The 23,038-nt window shown below is 63.6% G+C and carries 19 protein-coding genes and 1 tRNA gene; 9 read left to right on the top strand and 11 right to left on the bottom strand.

Annotated elements, in window-relative coordinates:
- The first annotated feature begins 6 nt into the window (after window positions 1–6).
- Window positions 7–1,599, top strand: a complete 1,593-nt coding sequence (gene purH, locus XH89_RS01435; RefSeq protein ID WP_194465377.1) for a bifunctional phosphoribosylaminoimidazolecarboxamide formyltransferase/IMP cyclohydrolase — start codon at window positions 7–9, stop codon at window positions 1,597–1,599.
- A gap of 118 nt (window positions 1,600–1,717) precedes the next feature.
- On the opposite strand, the gene XH89_RS01430 is transcribed toward purH, so the two are convergent.
- Window positions 1,718–3,103: an MFS transporter gene (locus tag XH89_RS01430; RefSeq protein WP_194465376.1), complete on the bottom strand. Its 1,386-nt coding sequence runs from the start codon at window positions 3,101–3,103 to the stop codon at window positions 1,718–1,720.
- 100 nt (window positions 3,104–3,203) lie between these two features.
- On the opposite strand from XH89_RS01430, the gene ggt reads away from it, so the two are divergent.
- Together ggt and XH89_RS01420 are read left to right on the top strand one after the other, a co-directional pair.
- Window positions 3,204–4,955 (top strand): gamma-glutamyltransferase, encoded by a 1,752-nt coding sequence (gene ggt, locus XH89_RS01425; protein WP_194465375.1) that lies wholly within the window; start codon window positions 3,204–3,206, stop codon window positions 4,953–4,955.
- A 96-nt stretch (window positions 4,956–5,051) separates the two neighbouring features.
- The gene (locus XH89_RS01420) at window positions 5,052–6,347 is read left to right on the top strand and encodes an MFS transporter (RefSeq protein WP_194465374.1); all 1,296 of its coding nucleotides are present in this window, start codon (window positions 5,052–5,054) and stop codon (window positions 6,345–6,347) included.
- A 32-nt stretch (window positions 6,348–6,379) separates the two neighbouring features.
- Here the strand turns inward: XH89_RS01420 and XH89_RS01415 are convergent, their stop codons facing one another.
- A complete protein-coding gene (locus tag XH89_RS01415; RefSeq protein ID WP_194465373.1) occupies window positions 6,380–7,045 on the bottom strand; it encodes a glutathione S-transferase family protein in 666 nt (221 codons plus the stop codon).
- 149 nt (window positions 7,046–7,194) lie between these two features.
- On the opposite strand from XH89_RS01415, the gene XH89_RS01410 reads away from it, so the two are divergent.
- The 4 genes from XH89_RS01410 to panE all read left to right on the top strand — a co-directional run bounded on the left by XH89_RS01410 (window position 7,195) and on the right by panE (window position 10,935).
- The gene (locus XH89_RS01410) at window positions 7,195–7,791 is read left to right on the top strand and encodes a DUF2239 family protein (RefSeq protein ID WP_194465372.1); all 597 of its coding nucleotides are present in this window, start codon (window positions 7,195–7,197) and stop codon (window positions 7,789–7,791) included.
- Window positions 7,792–7,878: 87 nt separating this feature from the next.
- Window positions 7,879–9,228: an MATE family efflux transporter gene (locus XH89_RS01405; protein WP_194465371.1), complete on the top strand. Its 1,350-nt coding sequence runs from the start codon at window positions 7,879–7,881 to the stop codon at window positions 9,226–9,228.
- A gap of 89 nt (window positions 9,229–9,317) precedes the next feature.
- Entirely contained in the window at window positions 9,318–9,926 is a 609-nt protein-coding gene (locus tag XH89_RS01400; RefSeq protein ID WP_194465370.1) for a 2-hydroxychromene-2-carboxylate isomerase, read from the top strand.
- A gap of 85 nt (window positions 9,927–10,011) precedes the next feature.
- Window positions 10,012–10,935, top strand: coding sequence for a 2-dehydropantoate 2-reductase (gene panE / locus XH89_RS01395; protein ID WP_194465369.1), 924 nt, complete (start codon window positions 10,012–10,014; stop codon window positions 10,933–10,935).
- Window positions 10,936–11,114: 179 nt separating this feature from the next.
- Here the strand turns inward: panE and XH89_RS01390 are convergent, their stop codons facing one another.
- From XH89_RS01390 to XH89_RS01375, 4 genes are all read right to left on the bottom strand, one after another.
- The gene (locus tag XH89_RS01390; protein ID WP_194465368.1) at window positions 11,115–11,708 is read right to left on the bottom strand and encodes a c-type cytochrome; all 594 of its coding nucleotides are present in this window, start codon (window positions 11,706–11,708) and stop codon (window positions 11,115–11,117) included.
- A gap of 198 nt (window positions 11,709–11,906) precedes the next feature.
- The gene (locus XH89_RS01385; protein WP_194465367.1) at window positions 11,907–13,181 is read right to left on the bottom strand and encodes a sorbosone dehydrogenase family protein; all 1,275 of its coding nucleotides are present in this window, start codon (window positions 13,179–13,181) and stop codon (window positions 11,907–11,909) included.
- A 382-nt stretch (window positions 13,182–13,563) separates the two neighbouring features.
- Window positions 13,564–14,550: an NAD(P)-dependent oxidoreductase gene (locus tag XH89_RS01380; RefSeq protein ID WP_194465366.1), complete on the bottom strand. Its 987-nt coding sequence runs from the start codon at window positions 14,548–14,550 to the stop codon at window positions 13,564–13,566.
- A gap of 76 nt (window positions 14,551–14,626) precedes the next feature.
- A tRNA-Gly gene (locus XH89_RS01375) sits at window positions 14,627–14,701 on the bottom strand.
- A gap of 279 nt (window positions 14,702–14,980) precedes the next feature.
- On the opposite strand from XH89_RS01375, the gene trxA reads away from it, so the two are divergent.
- Complete coding sequence (trxA, locus tag XH89_RS01370) at window positions 14,981–15,901, top strand: thioredoxin (protein ID WP_194465365.1); 921 nt, start codon at window positions 14,981–14,983, stop codon at window positions 15,899–15,901.
- Window positions 15,902–15,984: 83 nt separating this feature from the next.
- Window positions 15,985–16,662, top strand: coding sequence for an LON peptidase substrate-binding domain-containing protein (locus XH89_RS01365; protein WP_194465364.1), 678 nt, complete (start codon window positions 15,985–15,987; stop codon window positions 16,660–16,662).
- 12 nt (window positions 16,663–16,674) lie between these two features.
- Here the strand turns inward: XH89_RS01365 and XH89_RS01360 are convergent, their stop codons facing one another.
- From XH89_RS01360 to XH89_RS01340, 5 genes are all read right to left on the bottom strand, one after another.
- On the bottom strand, window positions 16,675–19,188 hold the full coding sequence (locus XH89_RS01360; protein WP_194465363.1) for an EAL domain-containing protein: 2,514 nt from the start codon (window positions 19,186–19,188) through the stop codon (window positions 16,675–16,677).
- 260 nt (window positions 19,189–19,448) lie between these two features.
- Window positions 19,449–19,865 (bottom strand): hypothetical protein, encoded by a 417-nt coding sequence (locus XH89_RS01355; protein WP_194465362.1) that lies wholly within the window; start codon window positions 19,863–19,865, stop codon window positions 19,449–19,451.
- On the bottom strand, window positions 19,855–20,760 hold the full coding sequence (locus XH89_RS01350; protein ID WP_194465361.1) for an FAD:protein FMN transferase: 906 nt from the start codon (window positions 20,758–20,760) through the stop codon (window positions 19,855–19,857). Before XH89_RS01350 ends, XH89_RS01355 begins: the two co-directional genes overlap by 11 nt.
- Window positions 20,741–21,211, bottom strand: a complete 471-nt coding sequence (locus XH89_RS01345; RefSeq protein WP_194465360.1) for an FMN-binding protein — start codon at window positions 21,209–21,211, stop codon at window positions 20,741–20,743. Before XH89_RS01345 ends, XH89_RS01350 begins: the two co-directional genes overlap by 20 nt.
- 55 nt (window positions 21,212–21,266) lie before the next feature.
- A complete protein-coding gene (locus XH89_RS01340; protein ID WP_246767713.1) occupies window positions 21,267–22,913 on the bottom strand; it encodes a hypothetical protein in 1,647 nt (548 codons plus the stop codon).
- Between the last annotated feature and the right edge of the window lie 125 nt (window positions 22,914–23,038).

The following is a 23,038-nucleotide window of genomic DNA, read 5'->3' as shown; positions in this document are numbered from 1 at the left end:
TTGCTCATGACTGACCGTCCCCGCCGCGTCACCCGCGCCCTTCTCTCCGTCTCCGACAAATCAGGCCTGATCGAGTTCGCCAAGGCGCTTGCCGCGCATGATGTCGAGCTGGTCTCGACCGGTGGCACCGCAAAGGCAATTGCCGCCGCGGGCCTGAAGGTGAAGGACGTCTCCGAGCTGACAGGCTTCCCCGAGATGATGGACGGCCGCGTCAAGACGCTGCATCCAAAGGTGCATGGCGGCCTGCTCGCGATCCGCGACAACAAGGAGCACGCCGAGGCGATGAAGGCACACGGCATCGCGCCGATCGATCTGCTCGTCGTCAATCTCTATCCGTTCGAGGCGACCGTCGACAAAGGCGCGGGCTTCGAGGATTGCATCGAGAACATCGACATCGGCGGCCCTGCGATGATCCGCGCTGCTGCGAAGAACCATGACGACGTTGCCGTCGTGGTCGAAGCCGACGACTACAAGGCTGTGCTCGACGAGCTTGCCGCCAACAACGGCGCGACCACGCTGAAATTGCGTCGCCGCCTGGCTGCCAAGGCCTATGCGCGCACCGCGGCCTATGATGCCGCGATCTCGAACTGGTTCAACCGCCAGCTCGAGATCGACGCGCCCGATTTCCGCGCGTTCGGCGGCAAGCTGATCCAGTCGCTGCGCTACGGCGAGAACCCGCATCAGACCGCGGCGTTCTACGCCACGCCCGACAAGCGCCCCGGCGTCTCGACCGCACGGCAGCTGCAGGGCAAGGAGCTTTCCTACAACAATATCAACGACACCGACGCGGCCTATGAATGCATCGGCGAGTTCGATGCGAAGCGCACCGCGGCCTGCGTCATCGTCAAGCACGCCAACCCTTGCGGCGTCGCCGAAGGCGCGAACCTTGTCGATGCCTATCGCAAGGCGCTGGCCTGCGATTCCACCTCCGCCTTCGGCGGCATCATCGCGATGAACCGCCCGCTCGATGCTGATACCGCGCGCGAGATCACCAAGATCTTCACCGAGGTGATCATCGCGCCTGACGCGAGCGAGGAAGCGATCGCCATCATCGGAGCACGCAAGAACCTCCGTTTGCTGCTCGCGGGCAGCCTGCCCGATCCGCGAGCGCCGGGCCTCACCGCCAAGACCGTTGCCGGCGGTCTTCTGGTGCAGAGCCGCGACAACGCCGTAGTCGACGACATGACCTTCAAGGTCGTGACCAAGCGCGCACCCACCGACGCCGAGATGCGCGACCTGAAGTTCGCGTTCCGGGTCGCAAAGCACGTCAAGTCGAACACCATCATCTACGCCAAGGATCTCGCCACCGTCGGCATCGGCGCGGGCCAGATGAGCCGCGTCGATTCAGCCCGCATCGCGGCGCGCAAGGCGCAGGATGCGGCGAACGAGCTGAAGCTCGCCGAGCCGCTGACCAAGGGCTCGGTCGTGGCGTCGGATGCGTTCTTCCCGTTCGCCGACGGCATGCTCGCCTGCATCGAAGCCGGCGCCACCGCTGTGGTGCAGCCCGGCGGCTCGATGCGCGATGACGAGGTGATCAAGGCCGCCGACGAGCACGGCATCGCCATGGTGTTCACTGGGACAAGGCACTTCAGGCACTGATCTATCAACTCGTCATTGCGAGCGAAGCGAAGCAATCCAGAAACTTTCCGCAGAGGCAGTCTGGATTGCTTCGTCGCTTCGCTCCTCGCAATGATGGGGATGGGATTGTGTATTGCGGCTACTCCCGCACCCGCATCAGCAGCGCAAACCCCGTGACGAAAAACACCACCAGCACGGCCATGCCGGCCTTCTGACTCGCGGTGGCCGCGGTGATCACGCCGATCAGCAGCGGTCCGATGAAGGACGTCACCTTTCCGGTCAACGCAAACAGGCCAAAATATTGCGCGATGCGATCCTTCGGCGCGAGGTGGATCAGCAGCGTGCGCGAGGCGGCTTGAAGCGGGCCGCCGGCCGCGCCGATCAGGCAGCCCAGCACGATATAGGCACGCTCCGCGGCGGCGGCGAATAGCGGCCCGCCCGGCTCGGGCGGCGCGACCTTGACGAACAGAACGCTGTCCTTGTCGACAAGCAGGATCGCCGCCACCGACAGCAGCAGGATCAGCATGCTGCCGGCAATGACGCGCTTCGGTCCGAGCAAGTCGTCGAGCTTGCCGCCAAGCCACGCACCGAACGTGCCGGCGATGGCAAGGATGATGCCGAACGTACCGATCTGGATCGTGTGCCAGCCAAAAGTGCCGGCGGCATAGATACCGCCGAACGCGAACAGCGAGACCAGACCGTCGGTGTAGATCATGTTGGCTAGCAGAAACGCCGCGAGCGATTTCTGCTGCGGCAAATCCTTCAGCGATTGCTTCAGATCGGCGAGGCCCTCGTGCAGTGCCTCGCGCACCGGACGTTTCGCCGGATAATCCGGCGTGAACAAGAACATCGGCGTCACGAAGACGATGAACCACAATCCGGTCAGCGGTCCGGCGGCGCGGTCACCTTGATGCGTGACGGGATCGAGCCCGAACAGCGGCGTGAAGCCGAGCAGCGTGCGGCCGGTCTCGGGATTGGCCGCGAGGAAGCCGAGCACGATGATCAGGCTGACAATGCCTCCGATGTAACCCGTGGCCCAGCCGGTGCCGGAGAGCCGGCCGATGCGCTCCGGCGGCACCAGGGTCGGCATCATCGCGTTGTTGAACACGGTGGCGAATTCCGCGCCGACACTGGCAAGCGCAACCGCGATGAGCAGCGGCGGAATGATGGCGTGATCGCCGGGCTTGCCGATCCATAGCGTGCAGGAGGCGAGCACCAGAACCGCGCCGAACGCGGCAATCCAGGGCTTGCGGCGGCCCGAGGCATCCGCGATGGCGCCCAGAACGGGCGACAGCAGCGCGATCGCCATGCCAGCTGCTGCCATCGCAAAGCCCCAGAGCGATTGGCCGGTTGCGGGATCCGGCGCAACGCTGGTGGCGAAATAGGGCGCGAACACGAAGGTCGTGATCAGCGTGAAATAGGGCTGCGCGGCCCAGTCGAAGAAGATCCAGCTGACGACGGCGGCGCGCGGCGGATAGGTCCGCGAAGCGCCGGCCATGCGCGCATCCGGGGCAATCGTCGTCATCGCGCAGTCCTCATCACGAACAGTTTTGTCTCTCTTAGCGCAAACCGTATAGCATTGCAGTGACGCGTTTGAATTGGCCCGAGGGCTCGGCGGAAATGTGATGATGGCGTCATTTTTGACACGGCGACGTTTTTTCGCGCTTATCGCCACTCTGGCGTTTGGTCTTGCATCGGCAACCGCGCAGGATGCGCGGCAGGCCTATGTTCCGCCCGCGCTCGACACGGTGCACGCCGTTCCCGCGCAGCATGGCATGGTGGTGGCGCAGGAAAGAATATCGGCGCAGGTCGGCGCCAATATTTTGCGACGTGGCGGCAATGCGGTCGATGCCGCCGTCGCGACCGGCTTTGCGATGGCGGTGACCTATCCCCGCGCCGGCAATATCGGCGGCGGCGGCTTCATGGTGATCCATTCCGCCGAACGCAACGAGGATGTTGCGATCGATTATCGCGAGACCGCGCCGGCGGCGACCACGGCGCAGATCTTCCTCGGGTCCGACGGCAAGCCGGATCCGGCCAAGTCGCGCGATTCCGGGCTTGGCATCGGCGTGCCCGGCACGGTCGCGGGCCTGGCGCTGGCGCTCGAAAAGTATGGCTCGGGCAAGTTCACGCTGGCGCAATTGCTCGAACCTGCGATCGCGCTCGCCCACGACGGATTTGTCGTCACCGACGACATCGCCGACACGCTGCCGGGCTGGTCCAGGCGGCTCGCGCGCTGGCCATCGTCCGTGAAGATCTTCGCAAAGCCCGACGGCACGCCGCTTGGCGAAGGCGACAGGCTGGTGCAGAGCGATCTCGCCGATACATTGGCGAGCGTCGCTGCGCAGGGACCACGCGGCTTCTACGAAGGCCCGGTCGCGGAGAAACTCGCCAAGGCCGTGTCCGATGCCGACGGCATCATGACGACGGCCGATCTGAAGACCTATCAGGCCGTGATCCGTTCGCCGGTGCGCGGCACCTATCGGGGCTACGACATCGTCTCAATGCCGCTGCCGTCGTCCGGCGGCGTGGTGCTGCTGGAGACGCTCAACATTCTCGAAGGTTTTCAGCTCGCGGACATCAAGCAGGGCTCGCCGGCAGCATTGCATCTGCTGATCGAGGCCATGAAGCGCGCCTATGCGGATCGTGCGCGCTATCTCGGCGATCCCGCCTTCGTCGACGCGCCGATCGCTAGGCTCACGGCGAAGGACTACGCTGCCAGGCTGCGCGCCGGCATTTCTACCGAGCGCGCGACGCCGTCAAAGGATCTGGTTTCGACTGCGACCTCGCCACACGAGGGCAGCAACACCACGCACTTTTCCGTCGTCGATGGCAGCGGCAACGCCGTCAGCAACACCTATACGCTGAATTTCAGCTACGGGGTCGGCCTCGTCGCCGACGGCACCGGTGTGTTGCTCAACAACGAGCTCGACGATTTCACCGCCGCTGTCGGCGCCTCCAATGCCTATGGTCTGGTCGGCTATGAGGCCAATCTGCCCGGGCCCGGCAAACGGCCGCTGTCCTCGATGTCGCCGACCATCGTCCTGAAGGACGGCAAGCCGGTGCTGGTGACGGGCTCGCCCGGCGGCAGCCGGATCATCTCGACCGTGCTCCAGGTGATCGTCAACGTGCTCGACTACAGGATGGATGTGGCCGCCGCCGTGGCCGCGCCGCGGCTGCATCATCAATGGCTGCCGGACGAGGTGCGTGTCGAGCGCGGCTTTCCCGACGACGTGCTGTTCGAGCTGAAGGCGATGGACCATCTCATCGTCGCGCCGATGGGGCAGACGTCCGCCAATTCGATTCTCGTGACGCCGGACGGTCCCCTCGGCGCGCCCGATCCGCGCACGCGCGGTGCGGAAGCCGCAGGACAGTAACGCTGCCCCAGCATGGCAAGGATCGGCGCCGGCTTGCGCCGGCCGACGCGCGTGCTACCACCGCCCGACCAAGAAGAATTTGCCGGGGAAACGCACATGACCACAGCCGATCCGCTCCAGCGCATTGAGCGCGCCGAGATCCACGACACCAGCCTTCTCGCCTTCTATCGCGACATGAATGCACCGGAGCGGCGGACGTTCTGGGCGTGCGCGGCGGGCTGGGCGCTCGACGGCATGGACTTCATGATCTACCCGCTGGTGATCGGCACGATCATCGCGCTGTGGAAGGTCGATGCGGCGTCCGCAGGACTTGCAGGCACGGTGACGCTGCTCGCCTCTGCCATTGGCGGCTGGCTCGGAGGCTATCTCTCCGACCATATCGGCCGGGTCAGGACGCTTCAGATCACCATCATCTGGTTCTCGTTCTTCTCGCTGGTCTGCGCCGTCGTGCAGAATTTCGAACAGCTCCTGATTGCGCGCGCCGTGCTCGGTCTTGGCTTCGGCGGTGAATGGGCCGCGGGCGCCGTGCTGATGGGCGAAGCGATCCGGCCGCAATATCGCGGGCGCGCAGTCGGCTCGGTGCAATCGGGCTGGGCCATCGGCTGGGGGCTTGCGGTGCTGTCGCAAGCGATCCTGTTCTCAGTGATGCCCGCGGAAACGGCGTGGCGCTGGATGTTCGTGATCGGTGCGTTGCCTGCCCTCCTGGTGTTCTACATCCGCCGCACCGTCACCGAACCGGAGATCGCGGCCGAAGCGCGCGCCAGGCACGCAGAAACCGGCAGTCATCCGAAAATCTGGGAAATCTTCACATTCCCGATCGTGAAGACCACAGTGCTTGCATCGCTGATGGCGACCGGCTGCCAGGGCGGCTACTATGCCGTCACATTCTGGGTGCCGCAGTTCCTGACCAAGGAACGGCATCTGTCGATCGTCGGCTCCACCGGCTATCTCTCGACGCTGATCATCGGCTCCTTCATCGGCTATCTCACCGGCGCCTGGCTCGCCGACCGGATCGGGCGGCGCAACCTGTTCCTGATCTTCTCGATCGGCGCGATGGCCGTGGTGCTGCTCTACACGCAGCTGCCGCTGACCAACGAGATCCTGTGGGTGCTCGGTTTCCCGCTCGGCTTCTTCGCCTCAGGCTACTTCTCCGGCGTCGGCGCATTCCTGACAGAACTCTTTCCGACACGGCTGCGCGGCTCAGGCCAGGGCTTTTGCTACAATTTCGGCCGCGGCATCGGCGCGCTGTTTCCGTTCCTCGTCGGTGCGCTATCGGCATCGACGTCGCTCGCGAATGCAATCGCGATCTTCGCGGTGGTGGCGTACGCAGTGTTCTTCATCGCCGCCTTCGCGCTGCCGGAGACGCGTGGGCGTGTGCTGCACGCGAACTGATCGGCTGCGTCACCCGCGGGCGGTAAGGAAACTTACCGCCCCACCTGGTACGGCCCGCCCTTTTCGAGGGCACGCGCATAGGCCGGCCGCGCGTGGATGCGCTCCAGAAACGCCATCGCCTTGGGATGGCCCTGCTCTAACCCACCGCGCGCCTGCGCTGCCTCGAGCGGAAAGCTCATCTGGATGTCGGCGGCGGTGAACTCGCTGCCGGCGAACCACTCGCTCTTCGCAAGCTCGCTTTCCCAATAGTCCATGTGCTGCTTGAGCTGCGGATTGACCAGCGCAGTGAGCGCCTGGTTCGAGACCTTGCGCACCAGCGGACGAAGCAGCGCCGGCGCGCGCTTCGGCATCAGGGTGAACAACAGCTTCAGCAGCAGCGGCTGCATCGCGGAGCCTTCGGCATAGTGCAGCCAATAGGTGAAGCGCAGCCGCTCCGGGGTGCCAGGCGGCGGGATCAGCCGGCCGTTGCCGTAGGTGGCGATCAGATATTCGATGATCGCGCCTGACTCGGCGATGGTGTTGCCGTTGTCGGTGATGACCGGCGACTTGCCGAGCGGATGAATCGCGCGCAGCTCTTTCGGCGCACGCATATCGGGCTGACGCTGATAGCGCACGATCTCGTAAGGCACGCCCAGTTCCTCGAGCAACCAAAGCACGCGCTGCGAGCGCGAATTGTTGAGGTGGTGGACGGTCAGCATCGCGGGAATCCTCAGGGCTAGGCGTGGTCGGTCGGCCGCGTAGGTGCCAGTCCAGGAACACAATGTCGAGCCGTCCGGATGGATATTTCACCCGGGTATATTGACCTCAGCAATTTACCCGGATATAAAAGAGCTCGACCGTCATCAATATGGCAATGATTTCAATGCATAAGACTTTCACCGCCTTCCAGGGCCAGCAACGCCTCGCGTCCGGACCGGCTGGAGAGGTCGCTCTGGTCGTCAGGCGGGTGGCCCCACGATCTGACGAGCCGATCATCATCTTCGAAGACGCCACGGGCCGATCGATCGACTTCGATCTGCGCGGCGGGGATCGCGAGGTGCTGGCGCGGCTGGCGAAGCTGATCCCGCCGCCGGTTGACGAGACCGCCCCACCGACCGAGCCGCGCGGACGCGGCCGGCCAAAGCTCGGCGTGGTCGCGCGCGAAGTGACGCTGCTGCCGCGGCACTGGGAGTGGCTCAATGCGCAACCGGGCGGCGCCTCGGTCGCGCTGCGAAAACTCGTCGAAGAGGCCAGGCGCACGAGCGGCGACAAGGACCGCGAACGCCAGGCGCGCGATGCGGCCTATCACTTCATGTCGACCATGGCCGGCAATCTGCCGCAGTTCGAGGAAGCCTCGCGCGCGCTGTTTGCCGACGACCGCCGGCGCTTCACCGGACTGATCGCCGACTGGCCGGCCGACATCCGCGACCACATCGTCAAGCTCGCTTACAGCGACCGCGCGTAAGCCGCGGCGCTTCGCTCTCAACCCATCAACGGCCGAGCCGCGCCTCGCGCGGCAACGGCTTTGCTCGCCCTGATCAAAGGCAAACCCATGTCCGCCCCAAAGCCTCTCTGGAAACACTTCCTGCGCTTCCTCGCACCGTTGATGCTGAGCAATGCGCTGCAATCGCTGTTCGGTACCGTCAGCAACGTCTATCTCGGCCAGCTGATGGGCGTTGACGCACTCGCGGCAGTCTCGACATTCTTCCCGGTGTTCTTCTTCCTGTTCGCCTTCGTCATGGGCCTGAGCACGGGCGCCACCGTGCTGATCGGCCAGGCCTTTGGCGCGGGCAAGCACGACAGGATCAAGATGGTCGCTGGCACGACGCTCGCGGTCGGCCTGCTGCTCTCGATCTCGGTGGCGCTGATCGGCGGCCTCTTCAGCCGGCAATTGATGATGGCGCTCGCGACGCCCGCGGACATTCTCGCTCCTGCCAGCGCTTATGCGCGCATCATGCTGCTGACGATGCCGCTCGGTTTCACCTTTCTGCTGGTGACGGCGATGATCCGCGGCGTCGGTGATGCCGTGACACCGCTGCTGGCGCTGGCGTTGTCGACCACGATCGGCTTGATCCTGACACCGATGCTGATCCACGGCGCCTTCGGCCTGCCGGCGCTCGGCATCACCAGCCCGGCCTGGGCGGCTGCGATCTCCAATGCAGTGGCGCTGGTCGCGCTCGGCGCGTATCTCCTGCGGAGGAAGCACGCGCTCGCGCCTGATATCGCACTGCTACGCCATATCAGGCTCAACCGCGCCGTGATCGGGCAAATCCTCGGCATTGGATTACCCAGTGCGGTCGGTATGGTCGTGATGGCGATTGCCGAGCTGGTCTTGCTCGGCCTCGTCAACAGCTTTGGATCCGAAGCGACAGCTGCGTATGGTGCCGTCAATCAGGTGATGGGCTACACGCAGTTCACGGCGATGTCGATTTCGATCGCGGTCTCGATCCTCGGCGCGCAGGCCGTCGGCGGCGGCGACCGGGCGCGGCTCGACGGCATCGTCCGCACCGGTCTTGCGTTCAATCTCGTCCTGACCGGCGGGCTGGTGGCCTTGATCTATCTCGTGCCGCGCGCCGTGCTAGGCATCTTCATCACCGACGGTGCCGTGCTCGATCTGGCGAAGGGGCTACTCTTCATCGCCTTATGGAGCTCAGTGCCGTTCGGCCTTGCGACGACGTTTTCCGGCGCGATGCGCGCCGCCGGTGTGGCACTGACACCGATGCTGCTGTCGATATCAGCCATCGTGGCCATCGAACTGCCGTCGGCGGTGATCCTCAGCCGCGCGATCGGCCTTCAAGGCGTGTGGGCCGCCTATCCGATCGTGTTCTGCGCCATGTTCCTCCTGCAGATGGGCTATTACCTCCTGGTGTGGCGCAAGCAGGCGATCCGGCGTCTGGTCTGATCATCAAGATATTATGATCATCATTAAACGGTGGACCTGTGGCGCGCCCTGCGCCACAATGGGCGAAAGTGTCGTCAGGGAGAACGCTTTTGACTCGTACAACCCCGCAATTCCTGTTCGATTTCGGCAGCCCGAACGCCTATCTCAGCCATCTGGCGATCCCGGCGATCGAACAGCGGATCGGCGTCAAGTTCGAATATGTTCCGATCCTGCTCGGCGGCATCTTCAAATCCACCAACAACAAGTCGCCGGCCGAGACGCTCGCCGGCATCAAGAACAAGCGCGAATTCCAGCAGGTCGAGACCGAACGCTTCATCAAGCGGTTCCACGTCGAGCCCTACGTCTGGAATCCACACTTTCCCGTCAACACGCTCAACCTGATGCGCGCGGCGATCGCGGCGCAGCTCGAGGACGTGTTCGACAAATACGTGGATGCCGCCTTCCACCACATGTGGCGCGAGCCGAAGAAGATGGACGACCCTGAAATCGCGGCCAGGGCGCTAGCGTCTTCGGGGCTCGATGCCGAGAAGCTGTTCGCCCGCGCGCAGGAGCCGGAGGTCAAAGGCAAGCTGATCAAGAACACCGAGGAGGCTGTCGCCCGCGGCGCGTTCGGCTCACCGACCTTCTTCGTCGGTAACGAGATGTTCTTCGGCAAGGAGCAGCTGCGCGAGGTCGAGGAAATGGTGCTGGAGAAGTGATTGTCGCATCCGGCGTAAACGCGCTAACTCTCTGGTGTCGTCCTGGCTTTCGCCAGGACGACGGAAGAACAGCAAGGACAATCCCATGCGTATCCTCGTGGTCGGCGCCGGCGCCATCGGCGGCTACTTTGGTGGCAGGCTGTTGCAGGCCGGCCGCGACGTCACCTTCCTGGTCCGCCCCAAGCGCGCCAGCGAGCTCGCAAGCGCCGGCCTCGTCATCAAGAGCCCGAATGGCGATGTGACCTTGAAGGCTCCGCCGACCGTGCAGGCAGGCGCGATCAAGGACAAGTTCGATGTCGTGCTCCTGAGCTGCAAGGCGTTCGATCTCGACGATGCCATCAAATCGTTCGCCGCCGCGGTCGGCCGTGATACCGCGATCATTCCGATGCTGAACGGCATGAAGCATCTCGACATTCTCGATGCAAAATTCGGCAAGGAGCGCGTGCTAGGCGGCCTCTGCGCCATCGCCGCGACCCTCAACGAGAAGCGCGAGGTGGTGCAGCTCCAGCCGATGCAGTCGATCAATTACGGCGAGCGCGACGGCAGGCCGTCGGATCGGATCAAGGCGATCGACGAGACCTTCAAGGGCGGCATCAATGGTGCCACGGCCAGCCAGAACATCATGCAGGACATGTGGGAGAAGTGGGTGTTCCTGTCCACGCTTGCCGCATCGACCAGCCTGATGCGCACCTCGGTCGGCAACATCCTCGCCGCGCCCGGCGGCCGGGATTTCCTGCTCGGCATGCTGGACGAGACCAGCGAAATCGCCACCGCCTCGGGCTATCCGCCGGGCGGACCGTTCTTCGAACGCGTGAAGGGCGACCTCACCACCGAGGGTTCGCCGATGACGGCCTCGATGTTCCGCGACATCAAGGCGGGCCTGCCCGTCGAAGCCGATCACGTGATCGGCGACCTCATCGCGCGCGGCGATGCGGCCAAGGTGCCGGTGCCGAAGCTGCGCATCGCGTACACGCATCTGAAGGCGTATGAGAATCAGCGGGCGGGGTGAGGCCTCGCGTCATCCCGGGGTGCGCGGAGCGCGAGCCCGCGATCCATAGTCACAAGATTTAATCGTTGCGCGAGACTGGTAACTTCTAATCTTCGCCAAACTGTTGCTGCGGCGTATGGGTCCCGGATCTGCGCTTCGCTTGTCCGGGACGACAGCAGAGTTTGCGGCTGCACCTTCGCCTATTTGAAATGCGCCAGATAGTGCGCGACGGCGGTGATCTCCTCGTCGCTCATGTGATAGGCGACGTCGGCCATCGCCGCGACGCCGCCACCGACGCGCTGGCCCGCCTTGTAGTCGTGCAGCGCCTTGACCAGATATTCCTCGCGCTGGCCGGCCAGCCGCGCGACGGCCTTGGTGCCGGCAAAGCTGTCCGTGTGGCACGAGGCGCAGCGGCGGCCGACGGCAACTTGCGCGCCTTTTTTCGACAGGTCCGCATCCCCGTCCTCGCCTGGCTTTGGCGGCGCCATCGCCGCGAAATAGGCGCCAAGATTACGGACGTCCTCGTTGGTGATTTGCTCGACGATCGGCTGCATCTGCTCGTTCTTGCGCGAGCCGGCGCGGAAGAACACGAGCTGCCACTGGATGAATTGATCGGGCTGGCCGGCCAGCGAGGGAATGTTCTCGGTCTGCGAGATGCCGTTCTCGCCATGACAGCCGGAACAGATCGCAGCCTTCTCCTGGAGAGCAGCATTGTCGGCGGCCTGGGCCGGGACGAATGCGAGTGCGGCGAGCGGGAGCGCGCCGATTGCGTACGAAGAAAACTGACGGCGCATGATGGGAATTCCGATCTGTCGAGATGTCATTCCGGGGCGAGCCTCTTGGCGCGAGCCCGGAATCCATAACCCCCGCTCGTGGGCATGGGTTCCGGACTTGCGCGCAAGTGGCGCGCAATCCGGAACGACAGTGAGGTTTCCAAATGAAAGAGGCTGCGGCGCCTTGCGGAGCCACCGCAGCCTCGTGGTCGTGTCGCGCTACTTCTTGCTGTAGCTGATGCGATAGATCGCGCCGGCCCAGTCGTCGGCGACGAGGATCGAGCCGTCCTTGGCGAGGATGATGTCATCGGGGCGGCCGAGATAGCCCTGGTCGCCCTCGATCCAGCCGGTAGCGAAATCCATCTGCTTGGCGTTCTTGCCGTCAGGCCCGACGATCACGCGCGTGATGCGCGCGCCCTGGTACTTGTGGCGATTCCAGGAGCCGTGCTCTGCGATCAGGATGTTGTTCTTGTACTCGGCGGGGAATTGATCGCCGGTGTAGAACTTCATGCCGAGCGGAGCGACATGCGCGCCGAGATTCAGCACCGGTGGCGTGAACTCGGAGCACTTGTGACCCATCGCAAACTTCGGATCGGGCAGGTCGCCCTGGTGGCAGTAGGGGTAGCCGAAATGCTCGCCGATCTTGCTGATCATGTTCAGCTTGTCGCTAGGAAGATCATCGCTGACCCAGTCGCGCGCATTCTCCGTGAACCAGTACTTGCCGGTGCGCGGATCGACGTCGCCGCCGACCGAGTTGCGAACGCCGAGTGCCCAGATCTCGGCATTGCCGGTCTTGGGATCGACGCGGCGGATCTGCGAGACGCTGGTCGGGGGAATGCCGACGTTGAAGGGCGGTCCGAACGGAATGTAGAACCAGCCATCCTTGTCGACCGCGATGTACTTCCAGCCATGCGCCGCATAGGACGGCATGTCGTCATAGACGACCTTGCCCTCGCCGGGATTGTCGAGCTTGTTCTCGATATCGTCGTAGCGGATCAGCTTGTCGACGGCGATGACATAAAGCGCACCGTCCTTGACGGCCAGACCCGTGGGCATGTTCAGCCCCTTGAGGATGGTCTTGACCTCTTTCTTCCCGTTGTTGTCCTTGATGGCGTAGACGTTGCCGAGGCCGAACGAACCGACGAACAGCGTGCCCTTGTCACCCCAGGCCATCTGACGCGCAGCCAGCACGCCTGACGCGTAGACCTCCATCTTGAAGCCCGGCGGCAGCTTCACCTTCTTGACGATGTTGGCGAGCTCGGCATCGGAGGCACCGGTCGGCGGGCCCGAGGGCGGCGCGAGGCCCTTCTGCGCCTCGGTCTCGTCGCCGAGGAACCAGTCATCCGGCGGATGGGTCCAGAATTCCTTGGTGCCGGATTCGTACTTCTTCAGCGCCCGATTTTTGTCCTGTTGCTGCGCATTGACAGCGCTGGTCCCGGCAAGAAGGGCCACGGCTGCAAGCGCCAACACGGATCGATGGATCATCGATTTCATCGCGTCACTCCCCTAAGGCAGCCGTGATGGCTGCGTGTTCTTGTTTTGCTATTTTCGAGTAGGCGAAGTTCGGAGTCTGTCGAGAGGCAGACGCAAAAAGGTTAGCACATCTGCGAGCGGTGAAAAGCGCGCCGCGTGCGCTGCGATTGCGCTCCGTAAAAATTGAGACTGATCGTCACGCATCGTCGCAAGCGACGATCGCAGCGCGCTCGCTGCATCGCGGAATCGCCATCACAGCCGCCTCATTTGCAGGCAGCAAATTGGGCGACCAATCCAAACCTGAGAAAACAACCCCATGCACAGTAGAACGGCTCGGGCACATGTCCGCCCGGTGACACCGGTCAGGCGCCTGAATCATCGTGCGAATTGACAAAAGCGGCAATTACGGGGCGACAGGATACGGCCCATCGCCAAACGGCGTGTCGTGATAGCCCTTCGATCCAACCTCGCGCGCCAGGGTGCTGCGGAAATCAGAGCCCTCCCGAACGCTGCGCAGCACATGGGCAAAATCGAATTCGGGATGCCATCCGAGCTCGCGCCGCGCGCGCTCGTTGACATAGACGCGGTCGATTTCGGAGAAGAGCCGCCAGCCGCGTGCCGCATAGAGCTGCGTGCAATCCGGGTAGAGCTCGCGCACGACAGCGGCCGCATCCTGCGCCAGCGCCGCAAGATGGTATTGCGTGAACGGGCTCGTTGCCGAGACGATGTAACGGCCAAAGCCGATCTCGCCCGCACGCGTTGCGGCGAGCAGATGCGCACTGACCGCATCCGCTATATCCAGCCGCCGATAGAGCAGCTCGTTGGCCTGCGCGTTGTCCGGCGAATAGGCCGATCGCATCGCCGGATCGTCGTCGTCCTCCGGAAAGAAGCGCGATGTTCGCAAGACGACGACGGGCAGGCCGCGCTCGCGAAAGAACAGCTCGCACAGATTCTCCGCCATCAGCTTCGTGCTGCCGTAGATGTTCTTCGGCACCGACTGTAGCTCCTCGGTGACCCACACCGCCGCCTGTCTCGCCTCGGGCCGGAGCTGCGAGCCGAACGCGCTGGTGGTGCTGGTAAAAACAAAATTCTTCACGCCGGCGGCATCAGCCGCCTCGAGCAGATTGAGCGTGCCGGTGACGTTGGTGTCGACAAAGTCCTGCTTGCTGTGGGTCGCCACATGCGGCTTGTGCAGCGTCGCGGTGTGGATCACAGCGCTGACGCCGTACATCTGCGCCCGGACAAAGCCGGGATCGACGATCGAGCCCACCGCATCGGTGAAGGGCGATGGCTTCAGATCGAGCCCGCGCGCAGGCGAGCCGCGGCGCCGGAGCGTCCGCAGAATGGCCTCCCCGAGGTGGCCGGCGCTGCCTGTGACGAGAATTGTCATGTCAGACCCAAGCCAGCCGCCAGCGGCGTGGAAAACCACGGTTCCGTCTGATGAAGCTGGATGCTCTGGGAAAAATTGGAGCGGGCGAAGGGGCTCGAACCCTCGACCCCGACCTTGGCAAGGTCGTGCTCTACCACTGAGCTACACCCGCATCCTGTGCGTCGGTCGCGTGACCGCGCCGGCAACGGCTGTCGTATGCCAAAAGCGGACGGCGATTGCAACAGCTACCGGCGGCATAGATGCGCTTTCGGAGCCCCAATATGAGCCCTGAAACGGTCAAATCGACCCAAAAACCGGCCGGAGCTGCCGAATCGGCTGACATGGATTGAAATTCGGCCGTCCCGGCCCAATTTTAGGGCCTGAAACGAAGCATATGCGATGGCGACGTGCTAAAGACCCGCCATTCCAAGACATGAGACGAGGGGATCCCGTGACGATCATCGACCAGGGTAACGGAGCGGGCCCGGCTGCGGCCGATCTGATCAAGGACACCACCACCCAGACCTTCGTGAAGGACGTCATCGAGGAATCGAAGCGCCAGCCGGTGCTGATCGACTTCTGGGCGGAGTGGTGCGGCCCCTGCAAGCAGCTCACCCCGATCCTGGAAAAGGCGGTCAAGGCCGCCAAGGGCAAGGTCAAGCTGGTCAAGATGAACATCGACCAGCATCCGGCGATCCCGGGCCAGATGGGCATCCAGTCGATCCCGGCCGTGATCGCGTTCGTCAACGGCCAGCCCGCCGACGGCTTCATGGGCGCGGTGCCGGAGAGCCAGCTCAACGCCTTCATCGAGAAGCTGACCAAGGGCGTCACCGCACCCGGCGAGGTCAACGTCGCCGAGATCGTGCAGGAGGCCGAAGCCGTACTCGCCGAGGGCGATGTCGCCGCGGCCGCGCAGATCTATGCCGAGGCCCTCCAGCACGATGCGACCAACATCGCGGCGCTGGCCGGCCTTGCCAAGTGCTACGCCGCGTCAGGCGCGATGGAGCAGGCCAAGCAGACGCTGGCCATGGTGCCGGAATCCAAGCGCAACGATCCCGCCGTGAAGGCGGTGCAGACCACGATCGATCTCGCCGAGCAGGCGGAATCGCTCGGGCCGATCACCGAGCTGGAACAGAAAGTCGCCGCAAACCCGCTCGATCATCAGGCTCGCTTCGACCTTGCCACCGCGCTGAACGCGAAGGGCGACCGGGCGGCCGCCACCGAGCAGCTGCTTGCGATCGTCAAGCGCGACCGCAAATGGAACGACGACGGCGCCCGCAAGCAGCTGGTGCAGTTCTTCGAGGCCTGGGGCGGCACGGATGATGCAACCGTCGAGGGGCGAAAGCGCCTGTCGACGATTCTGTTTTCGTAAGCGCAGGTCATTTCGGGAGCATGATCTTGTCGGAAAACCGCTTCACACTTTTCCGGATCATGCTTTAGCGCCGCGGGGACCAGATGCCGATCAATATCGAATATCGCGGACCCGCCGACCTCCCGGAGATCATTCCGGTGTTTCCGCTGCCGGGCGCGCTGCTGCTGCCGCGCGGCCAGATGCCGCTCAACATTTTCGAGCCGCGCTACCTGGAGATGGTCGACGACAGCTTCCGCGACGGCCATCGCCTGATCGGCATGATCCAGCCCGACGTGACGCATTCGCCGAAGAATTCCGACAAGCCGGTGCTGTTCCGCGTCGGCTGCGTCGGCCGCATCACCCAGCTCGCCGAATCCGGCGACGGCCGCTACATCCTCGAGCTCACCGGGGTTGCGCGCTTCAAGGTGGTGGAGGAGCTCGAGGTGCTGACGGCCTACCGGCAGTGCAAGGTCGATTTCTTCGCCTTCGCCGACGACTTCACCGCGCGCATGGGCGAGGAAGCGGTCAACCGCGAGGCCCTCTTGGTGGCGCTGGCGGATTTCCTGAAGGCCAATAATCTCAAGGTCGACTGGGAGGGCGTCGAGAGCGCACCCAACGAGGCGCTGGTCAACGCGCTGGCGATGATGTCGCCCTATGGCCCGGCCGAGAAGCAGGCGATGCTGGAAGCGCCTGACCTGAAGACCCGCGCCGAGATCCTGATCGCGGTGACCGAGATGGACCTCGCCAAGAAGCGCACCAGCGGCGATCCGCCGTTGCAGTGAAGGTGCGAGGGTTCACGCCGCTTGGACGGCTGCCTTATCGCCTCGCTTTGCGCCTTGCGTCAGCATTTTCGCGACGCCGGAGGCGGGCATCGGTCGGCCGAAATAGTAGCCTTGCGTTTCGGCACAGCCTTCCTCACGGAGGATATCAAGCTGCTGCTTCGTTTCGGCTCCTTCCGCGGTCGTCACCTTGCCGAGGCTGACCGCAAAGCGAACGACCGCTCGCGCGAGATGATGTGCGTCTGGGCTAGCGCTGGACAGTTCGTTGACGAAGGCGCGGTCGACCTTGATCTTGTCGAACGGGAATCTCTGTAGAAAACTCAAGGATGAATAGCCGGTGCCGAAGTCGTCAAGGGCTATTCGCACGCCAAGCTCGCGCAGTTGGCCAAGTGTTGCGAAGACAGCCTCGCTGTCGTGCATGATGACCGTCTCCGTCACCTCAAGCTCGAGTCGGTGTGGCGCAACGCCCGAGCTCGCCAGCATGCCGACAATGACCGGGACGAGCTCCTTGCTCCTGAATTGAGCCGGAGATAGGTTGATCGCGATCCTGAGATGGGCGGGCCATTTGGCGGCTTCGCTGCATGCCGTCCTCAAGATCCATTCTCCCAGCGGCACGATCAAGCCGGTCTCCTCCGCGAGAGGAATGAAGTCGCCGGGCAGGACCAGACCTCGCAGCGGGTGATGCCAGCGTAGCAAAGCTTCGAAGCCGCGGATCTCGCCAGTCGCGGTATTGACGAACGGCTGGTAATGCAGCTCGAATTCGCCGCTAGCAAGCGCATCCCGCATGTCGCGTTCGAGGTTGCGCCGCACTTGCATGAGCTGGTCGAGTTCCGGCTCGAAGAAACGGAATGCGCCACGTCCACCGCTCTTGGCCGAATAGAGTGCGAGATCTGCGCTCTTCATGAGCACGTCGGAATCCTCCCCATCGCGCGGTGCGATGGCAATGCCGATGCTGGTACCCACCGTGACCCGGTGATCGTCGAGATCGAAGGGTTCGCAAAGCGCCTTTCTGATGTTCTCGGCGAGGGCGACTGCCTCAACGGCCGGGTTGGTCACATAGTCGATCACGGCGAACTCATCGCCGCCCAGCCGGGCAATCAGCGCGCTTTCCGTGGTGCATTCGTGCAACCGCGCAGCGACGGCGCACAACAGGGAATCGCCCGCCGGGTGCCCCAATGTGTCGTTGACCTCCTTGAACCGATCGAGGTCGAGCATGAGCACCGCCAGATTGAGACCGCCATTGCGCGTCACGGCAAGCGCATGCTCCATCCGCTCCCTGAGCAGCACGCGATTTGGCAAATCGGTCAGCGCATCGTGTTGCGCCATATGAGCGATCTTGGCCTCGGACCGGCGCTGCTCGGTGACGTCGAGATGCGTGGCCACCCACCCGCCGCCGGCCATCGGCTGTCGCGTCACGCAGATCAACCGGCCATCCGCGAACTCATCGATTCTGCTCGAGACCGTATCGAACGGCAACGCGGCCAATTTCGCGAGGAATTGCTCCGCGGCGCCCTCGCTGGTGTCGCTCTTGAGGATGCCGGTCATGACGCGATGCCTGATGATGTCAGCATGCGGGGTCCCCGTTATCAGCAGCTCCGGCGGCAGTCGATAGAGCCGGGCATAACGCTCGTTGCTGACGACAAGTCGCCTCTCCGCATCGAACATGCACAACGCCTCGACCATGTTATTGATGGCCGTATCCAGCCTGAATTTCTGATCCTGGATTTGCCGTTGCGAATCTTCCACCTGTTGCCTGGCGTGCGAAAGTTCGCTGATGATTGCCTCGAGTCTGCTGGTTCTGCTCGCAAGACGGCGATCCGCCAGGACGCCGACGAAGCTCATCCCGAGCACCGACAGAGCCACACCCGCAATTGCAACGGCGAGGAAGCCCGGCGAAAGCGATAATGTATCGCTTTGCAGCGTCGGGTCGGGAATGATTTGTACGGCTCCCATGGCCGTGAAATGATGCGACACGGTGGCGAGGGTCAGCAGCAGCGCCGCGACGAAGGTCCCCCGCTTGTCCTTGCGGCCCATGGCGACCGCAAGCGCCGCATAGCCTAGGACCATGCCAAGGCCGATCGAGACGAGCACCAGCCCAAGCGACCAGGTCACGTGACCCGGCACTTCGAGAGCCCACATACCGATATAATGCATGCTTGCGATGCCGGCGCCGATGATGCCGCCACCAGCAGCTGCGCGCCAGCGGCCGGAATTGTTCACGGCTACTCCGAAGCCGCCTGACGTCAGGATCATCGCCACGGCGAGTGACAACGCTGTCAGAACGAGGCCGTACCCGGTCGAGACGCCCGGCTCGTAGGCGAGCATTGCGACAAAATGCGTCGCCCAGATTCCGTAACCGATGGCGGCGCCGGCGATCGCAATCCACATCAACCGCGTTCTGGCGCGCGACGCGATGGCGCGATGAAAGATGCTGACGGCTACAATGCTTGCCGCGAAGCAAACCAGGCCAGCGAGCAGAACGAGCCGCCAATCGTGCTCAGTCGCCAGGCAGGAAAAAACGCGGAACATGCAATATCGCTCCCTCGTCAATACGAGCGAAGATTGACCCCGTCGGACTTGTTACGCGTTAATTCCTTTGCAAGGCCTAGTTGCATGCCTATTGCGAGGTAAACGTCACCGGTAGAAAACGCCAAGGTGATGATGGCGCGGGTAAGATGGTACGGGCCTGTGAAACTATGCGGGTAAGCGTGCCCGTGGCTCTGTCACGGCCAACTCAATTTCACGGCTGAGGGCGACGCGTTTGCGTCCCGACAAGCTCGAGCCCGAGGTTATCGTCGCTGGCGGCGACCCAGCCAGATATGAAGCGGGAGCATCACGGCCAACGAGAAGCCGGTCGCCAGATGGATCCAGCTCATGAAGGGCCGCACCGCTTCCGATCCCAGATAATAGAGACCGAATGCGGTCACGATCAGCACGGCATTGAACGCCGCCATGACCGATCCGGAGACGAGATTCTTGCCGCCGCGCCAGGACCGCTGCACGTGCAGCGGAATGAGGGCCCCGAGCAGCAACAGTGCCAGCATCGCCACGCCGCCATGGACCATCAGCATGTTGGCGGCAATCTGCTGCCAGATCTCGTCACCGGCGTCCTTCCGCCAGTCGGCCACGAGCCAACCGGCGCCTGTCAGAATCAGCGCAGCGAACGCCGCATAGAGGGGATAGCGATAGGAGGTCCTAAGCCGCAAGGTGCACCCGGTGATGCCAATCGGAGGTGATCTGAACGTCGCCGTCTGACGAGATCAGCAAGGCGCCGGCGTGACAGGATTCGAGCAGCTCGCCCGCGTCGGTCCCGGCGATCATCACGATCTTGGTCAAGGCATCGGCGATCATGCAGGACGGTGCGCGGATCGTGACGCCCTCGACCAGGGCCGCCGGCCTCTGGGTTGCGGGATCGATCACCGCCGAGCCACCGGGCTCGCGGCTGTCGAACAGCTCGACGCGGCGCGCCGTCGAAGCCAGCGCCTCGTCGGCCACGTCGATGCGGCAGACCGATCGGCCGGGATCGCGGGGATCGCGGATGTGGACCACGCGCGGCTCGACGCCGAAAGCCCGGAGGTCGCCGCCGGCATTCACCATGCCGCCCGGAATATTGAGATCGCGCAGCGCGGCGACCGCGCGGTCGACGGCAAAGCCCTTCGCGATGCCGCCAAGGTCGATCATCACATCGCTCGATCGAAAACGGACCTGATGGTCCGGAAGCAGCTCGATCGCGTTGGCAAACCCAGCAAGCGGCGCCGGTTTGTCCTTCAGGAGCGGCAACAGGCCCAGCGTCTGCAGCGTCGGCGCGACCGTGACGTCAAACAGCCCCTTGGTGCGACGATGCAGCTCGATGGCGGTGGCGAGCACCTCGAACGTCCAGGCATGAACGCTCACGGGGTGAAGGCCGGCGTCGCGGTTGAGCCGGCTGACATCGCTGTCCGGCTCGTGAAAGCTCATCAGCCGATGCACCTGTGCAATGGCATCGAATGCGGCATCGATGGCGCCGTCCATGTCGGATCTGGGAGCGCCCGCAACCTCGATCTCCACGAAGGTGCCGAGCAGCGGCCGTGCGCGGCGGATGCTATCGGAGGCGATTGCCATAGGCCGCCAATATCCGTTTCACGCCCTCGGTGATATGGGTCGACGACAGCGTCGCGCCGGCGATGTTCCTGATGTCGCCGTTGATCTTGAGCGCACTGCTGCTGGTCTTGCCGGCAAACTGGGCGAGCCAGCTCTGGCTCCTGACGTCGCCGCCATAGGATTCCCGGTATTCGAGGATCTCGACCTTGTGGACCGCGCCCGCCGGGGTCAGCGCCACGGCGTAGTCGATGAAAAGGTGCTTGCCGACGACCCGGTCGAACACGAAGAAGCCGACCACCTTGCCGCCGGCTTCCGCTTTCCACACCCGGCCCGCCTGAACTTCGGAGAACTGTGTCGCGGACGGAAATGCTTCCTTCTTCGCCTCCTCGATCGACAGATACCGAACGGCATAAGCGGGAGAGGCCGCTGACAGAAGCGCCGCAGCCGGCACGGTGTATCGAACCCAACTCATCGTCACCTCACTCATAGTCCCCTGATCAGATCCTGCAGGATCGTCCCCATCGGCATCAGAAGAAGAACCCGACGCCGCCGAGGAACGAATCCGACAGCGCGCCGGTCGCGCTCTTGTCGATCACATGCTGATACGTCGCCTTCAGCACGACCTTGGGCGACGGAAACACGGCAAAACCGGCCGTGTGGTACTGCCGCTGACCCTGGCCCGTCGGCAGATTGGCATCGGTGCCGGCGAAGCCGCCCGTCTGCAGGTTCATGTAGGTGTAACGGTAGAACGGCACAGCCTCCCACTCGCTGTTCAGAACCGTGCCGAGCGGCACATGATAGGCGATCTCGCCGGAATAGCCGTACATCGTCTTGCCGACATTGTTGGTCGGATCCGTGTCGTTGTTGGCGCGCAGATTTTCCGGGTGCCCGAACTGGGCGCGGACATATTCGCCGCGAAGCTCGAGGCCCGTGTCGGGCACCCTGTAGCGGAATTCGGCGTCGAACATGGCAAGGCTGGACCTGCCGAGGAAGTTGCCGAAATCGTCATGCGCTCCGCGCGGCGTCGTGTTCGGCGAGTAATAGGCGCTGACGCTGCCGGCGAAGCCGGCCCAGAACGTCGGCGTGAAGTCGAGCCGGCCGGACACGGCCGTGGCGTTGTTGAGCTGCTGGAAATCGCCGAGCGGAGGCCGCGAGAATCCGAGTGCGTTCACGCCGTCGATGCCCGCAGCATACGCCGTGCCGGGAAGGGGGACGGTCTTTGCATCGGTCCTGGCGTCGAAGGAGTCGCCGAAATCCTCGTTACTGGCGCTGATCATGACCTGGTATTTGAGGTCTTCGGTGATCGTCCCGTAGACGCTTGTGGACGGGACCTTCCAGGTCGACGGAATGATGCTGTTGTAGAGCTCGGGCCGGTTCACGCTGTAGAATTGCGTGGGTTCGTGATGCTGGTTGATGTAGCCGAACGGCACCAGATCGACGCCCGGCGAACGCCAGTTGAACTGGTCGATGATCTTGAAGTCGATCCAGACCTGCTCGATCTCGGCGGTGCCGTGCAGCTTGTCGTCGTTGTCGAATCCTGCGCCGGCGTGCTCGAACTCGATTTCGGCGTTGAAGATGATGTTCGGGGTGATCGCATAGGTCGGCAGCAGAACGAACCTCGCCGCGTCAAAACCCTTCTGCCATTGACCGGCCGCGGCTGGATTTTGCATGGTGCCGAACTTGATCTCGCCATAGGCCCCGATGCTGAGACCAGGGACCGGAGAATCCGCAACACCAAGGATCGGTTTGTCTCCCGCCGCCGGCAGCGGCGGCAGGGCCATGAAGTCTTTCGACTTCGGCTTGGCCGGTTTGTCCGACGACTGCGGTTCGGTTTTTTGGTCCGCGGGCTTGGCTGACGCGTCCTTTGTGTCGGCAGGGGACGCCGCCGCATTGGCGTTCGTCAGCGCTGCCGTTTTTGCCGTCCGCTTTGTGTCCGCATCGGCTGCCGGGCGATCCTGCTTCTGCTTCAGTTCAGATTCGAGCTGCTGGATGCGCTGCTCCATCCTCTCCAGCTTCTTGAGCAGGGCATCGTTCGTCCCGGCTTCGGCTGCATAAGCCGCGCCAGAACTCAGAAGCGAGATGGCTGATGCCGCGAGCAGGGCTGATCGGCGCCGGTATCGGCGAGCGCCGAAAGCCGGCGCGACCGGATCCGTGAGACCGTGAAACGATGACATGCATTCCCCCAAAGGCTTGCGGCATTCGACCGCAGGAAAAGCCTGCAAATTCCCGCCTTGGAAAGCGGAACGAGGGACGACGAAGCTAGAATAGCTCCACATTAGAATTAGAATAATGAAAGGAA

This window comes from Bradyrhizobium sp. CCBAU 53340 (genome assembly GCF_015291645.1).
Lineage (GTDB): Bacteria > Pseudomonadota > Alphaproteobacteria > Rhizobiales > Xanthobacteraceae > Bradyrhizobium.
Note: the sequence above shows the minus strand (reverse complement) of the source record. Positions and strands in the feature narration are given on the sequence as shown.

Bases quoted from the DNA above. Each gene is read 5' to 3' on its own strand.
- purH (WP_194465377.1), top strand. From the start codon at position 7: ATGACTGACCGTCCCCGCCGCGTCACCCGCGCCCTTCTCTCCGTCTCC.
- XH89_RS01430 (WP_194465376.1), bottom strand. From the start codon at position 3,103: ATGACGACGATTGCCCCGGATGCGCGCATGGCCGGCGCTTCGCGGACC.
- ggt (WP_194465375.1), top strand. From the start codon at position 3,204: ATGATGGCGTCATTTTTGACACGGCGACGTTTTTTCGCGCTTATCGCC.
- XH89_RS01420 (WP_194465374.1), top strand. From the start codon at position 5,052: ATGACCACAGCCGATCCGCTCCAGCGCATTGAGCGCGCCGAGATCCAC.
- XH89_RS01415 (WP_194465373.1), bottom strand. From the start codon at position 7,045: ATGCTGACCGTCCACCACCTCAACAATTCGCGCTCGCAGCGCGTGCTT.
- XH89_RS01410 (WP_194465372.1), top strand. From the start codon at position 7,195: ATGGCAATGATTTCAATGCATAAGACTTTCACCGCCTTCCAGGGCCAG.
- XH89_RS01405 (WP_194465371.1), top strand. From the start codon at position 7,879: ATGTCCGCCCCAAAGCCTCTCTGGAAACACTTCCTGCGCTTCCTCGCA.
- panE (WP_194465369.1), top strand. From the start codon at position 10,012: ATGCGTATCCTCGTGGTCGGCGCCGGCGCCATCGGCGGCTACTTTGGT.
- XH89_RS01390 (WP_194465368.1), bottom strand. From the start codon at position 11,708: ATGCGCCGTCAGTTTTCTTCGTACGCAATCGGCGCGCTCCCGCTCGCC.
- XH89_RS01385 (WP_194465367.1), bottom strand. From the start codon at position 13,181: ATGAAATCGATGATCCATCGATCCGTGTTGGCGCTTGCAGCCGTGGCC.
- XH89_RS01380 (WP_194465366.1), bottom strand. From the start codon at position 14,550: ATGACAATTCTCGTCACAGGCAGCGCCGGCCACCTCGGGGAGGCCATT.
- XH89_RS01365 (WP_194465364.1), top strand. From the start codon at position 15,985: ATGCCGATCAATATCGAATATCGCGGACCCGCCGACCTCCCGGAGATC.
- XH89_RS01360 (WP_194465363.1), bottom strand. From the start codon at position 19,188: ATGTTCCGCGTTTTTTCCTGCCTGGCGACTGAGCACGATTGGCGGCTC.
- XH89_RS01350 (WP_194465361.1), bottom strand. From the start codon at position 20,760: ATGGCAATCGCCTCCGATAGCATCCGCCGCGCACGGCCGCTGCTCGGC.
- XH89_RS01345 (WP_194465360.1), bottom strand. From the start codon at position 21,211: ATGAGTTGGGTTCGATACACCGTGCCGGCTGCGGCGCTTCTGTCAGCG.
- XH89_RS01340 (WP_246767713.1), bottom strand. From the start codon at position 22,913: ATGTCATCGTTTCACGGTCTCACGGATCCGGTCGCGCCGGCTTTCGGC.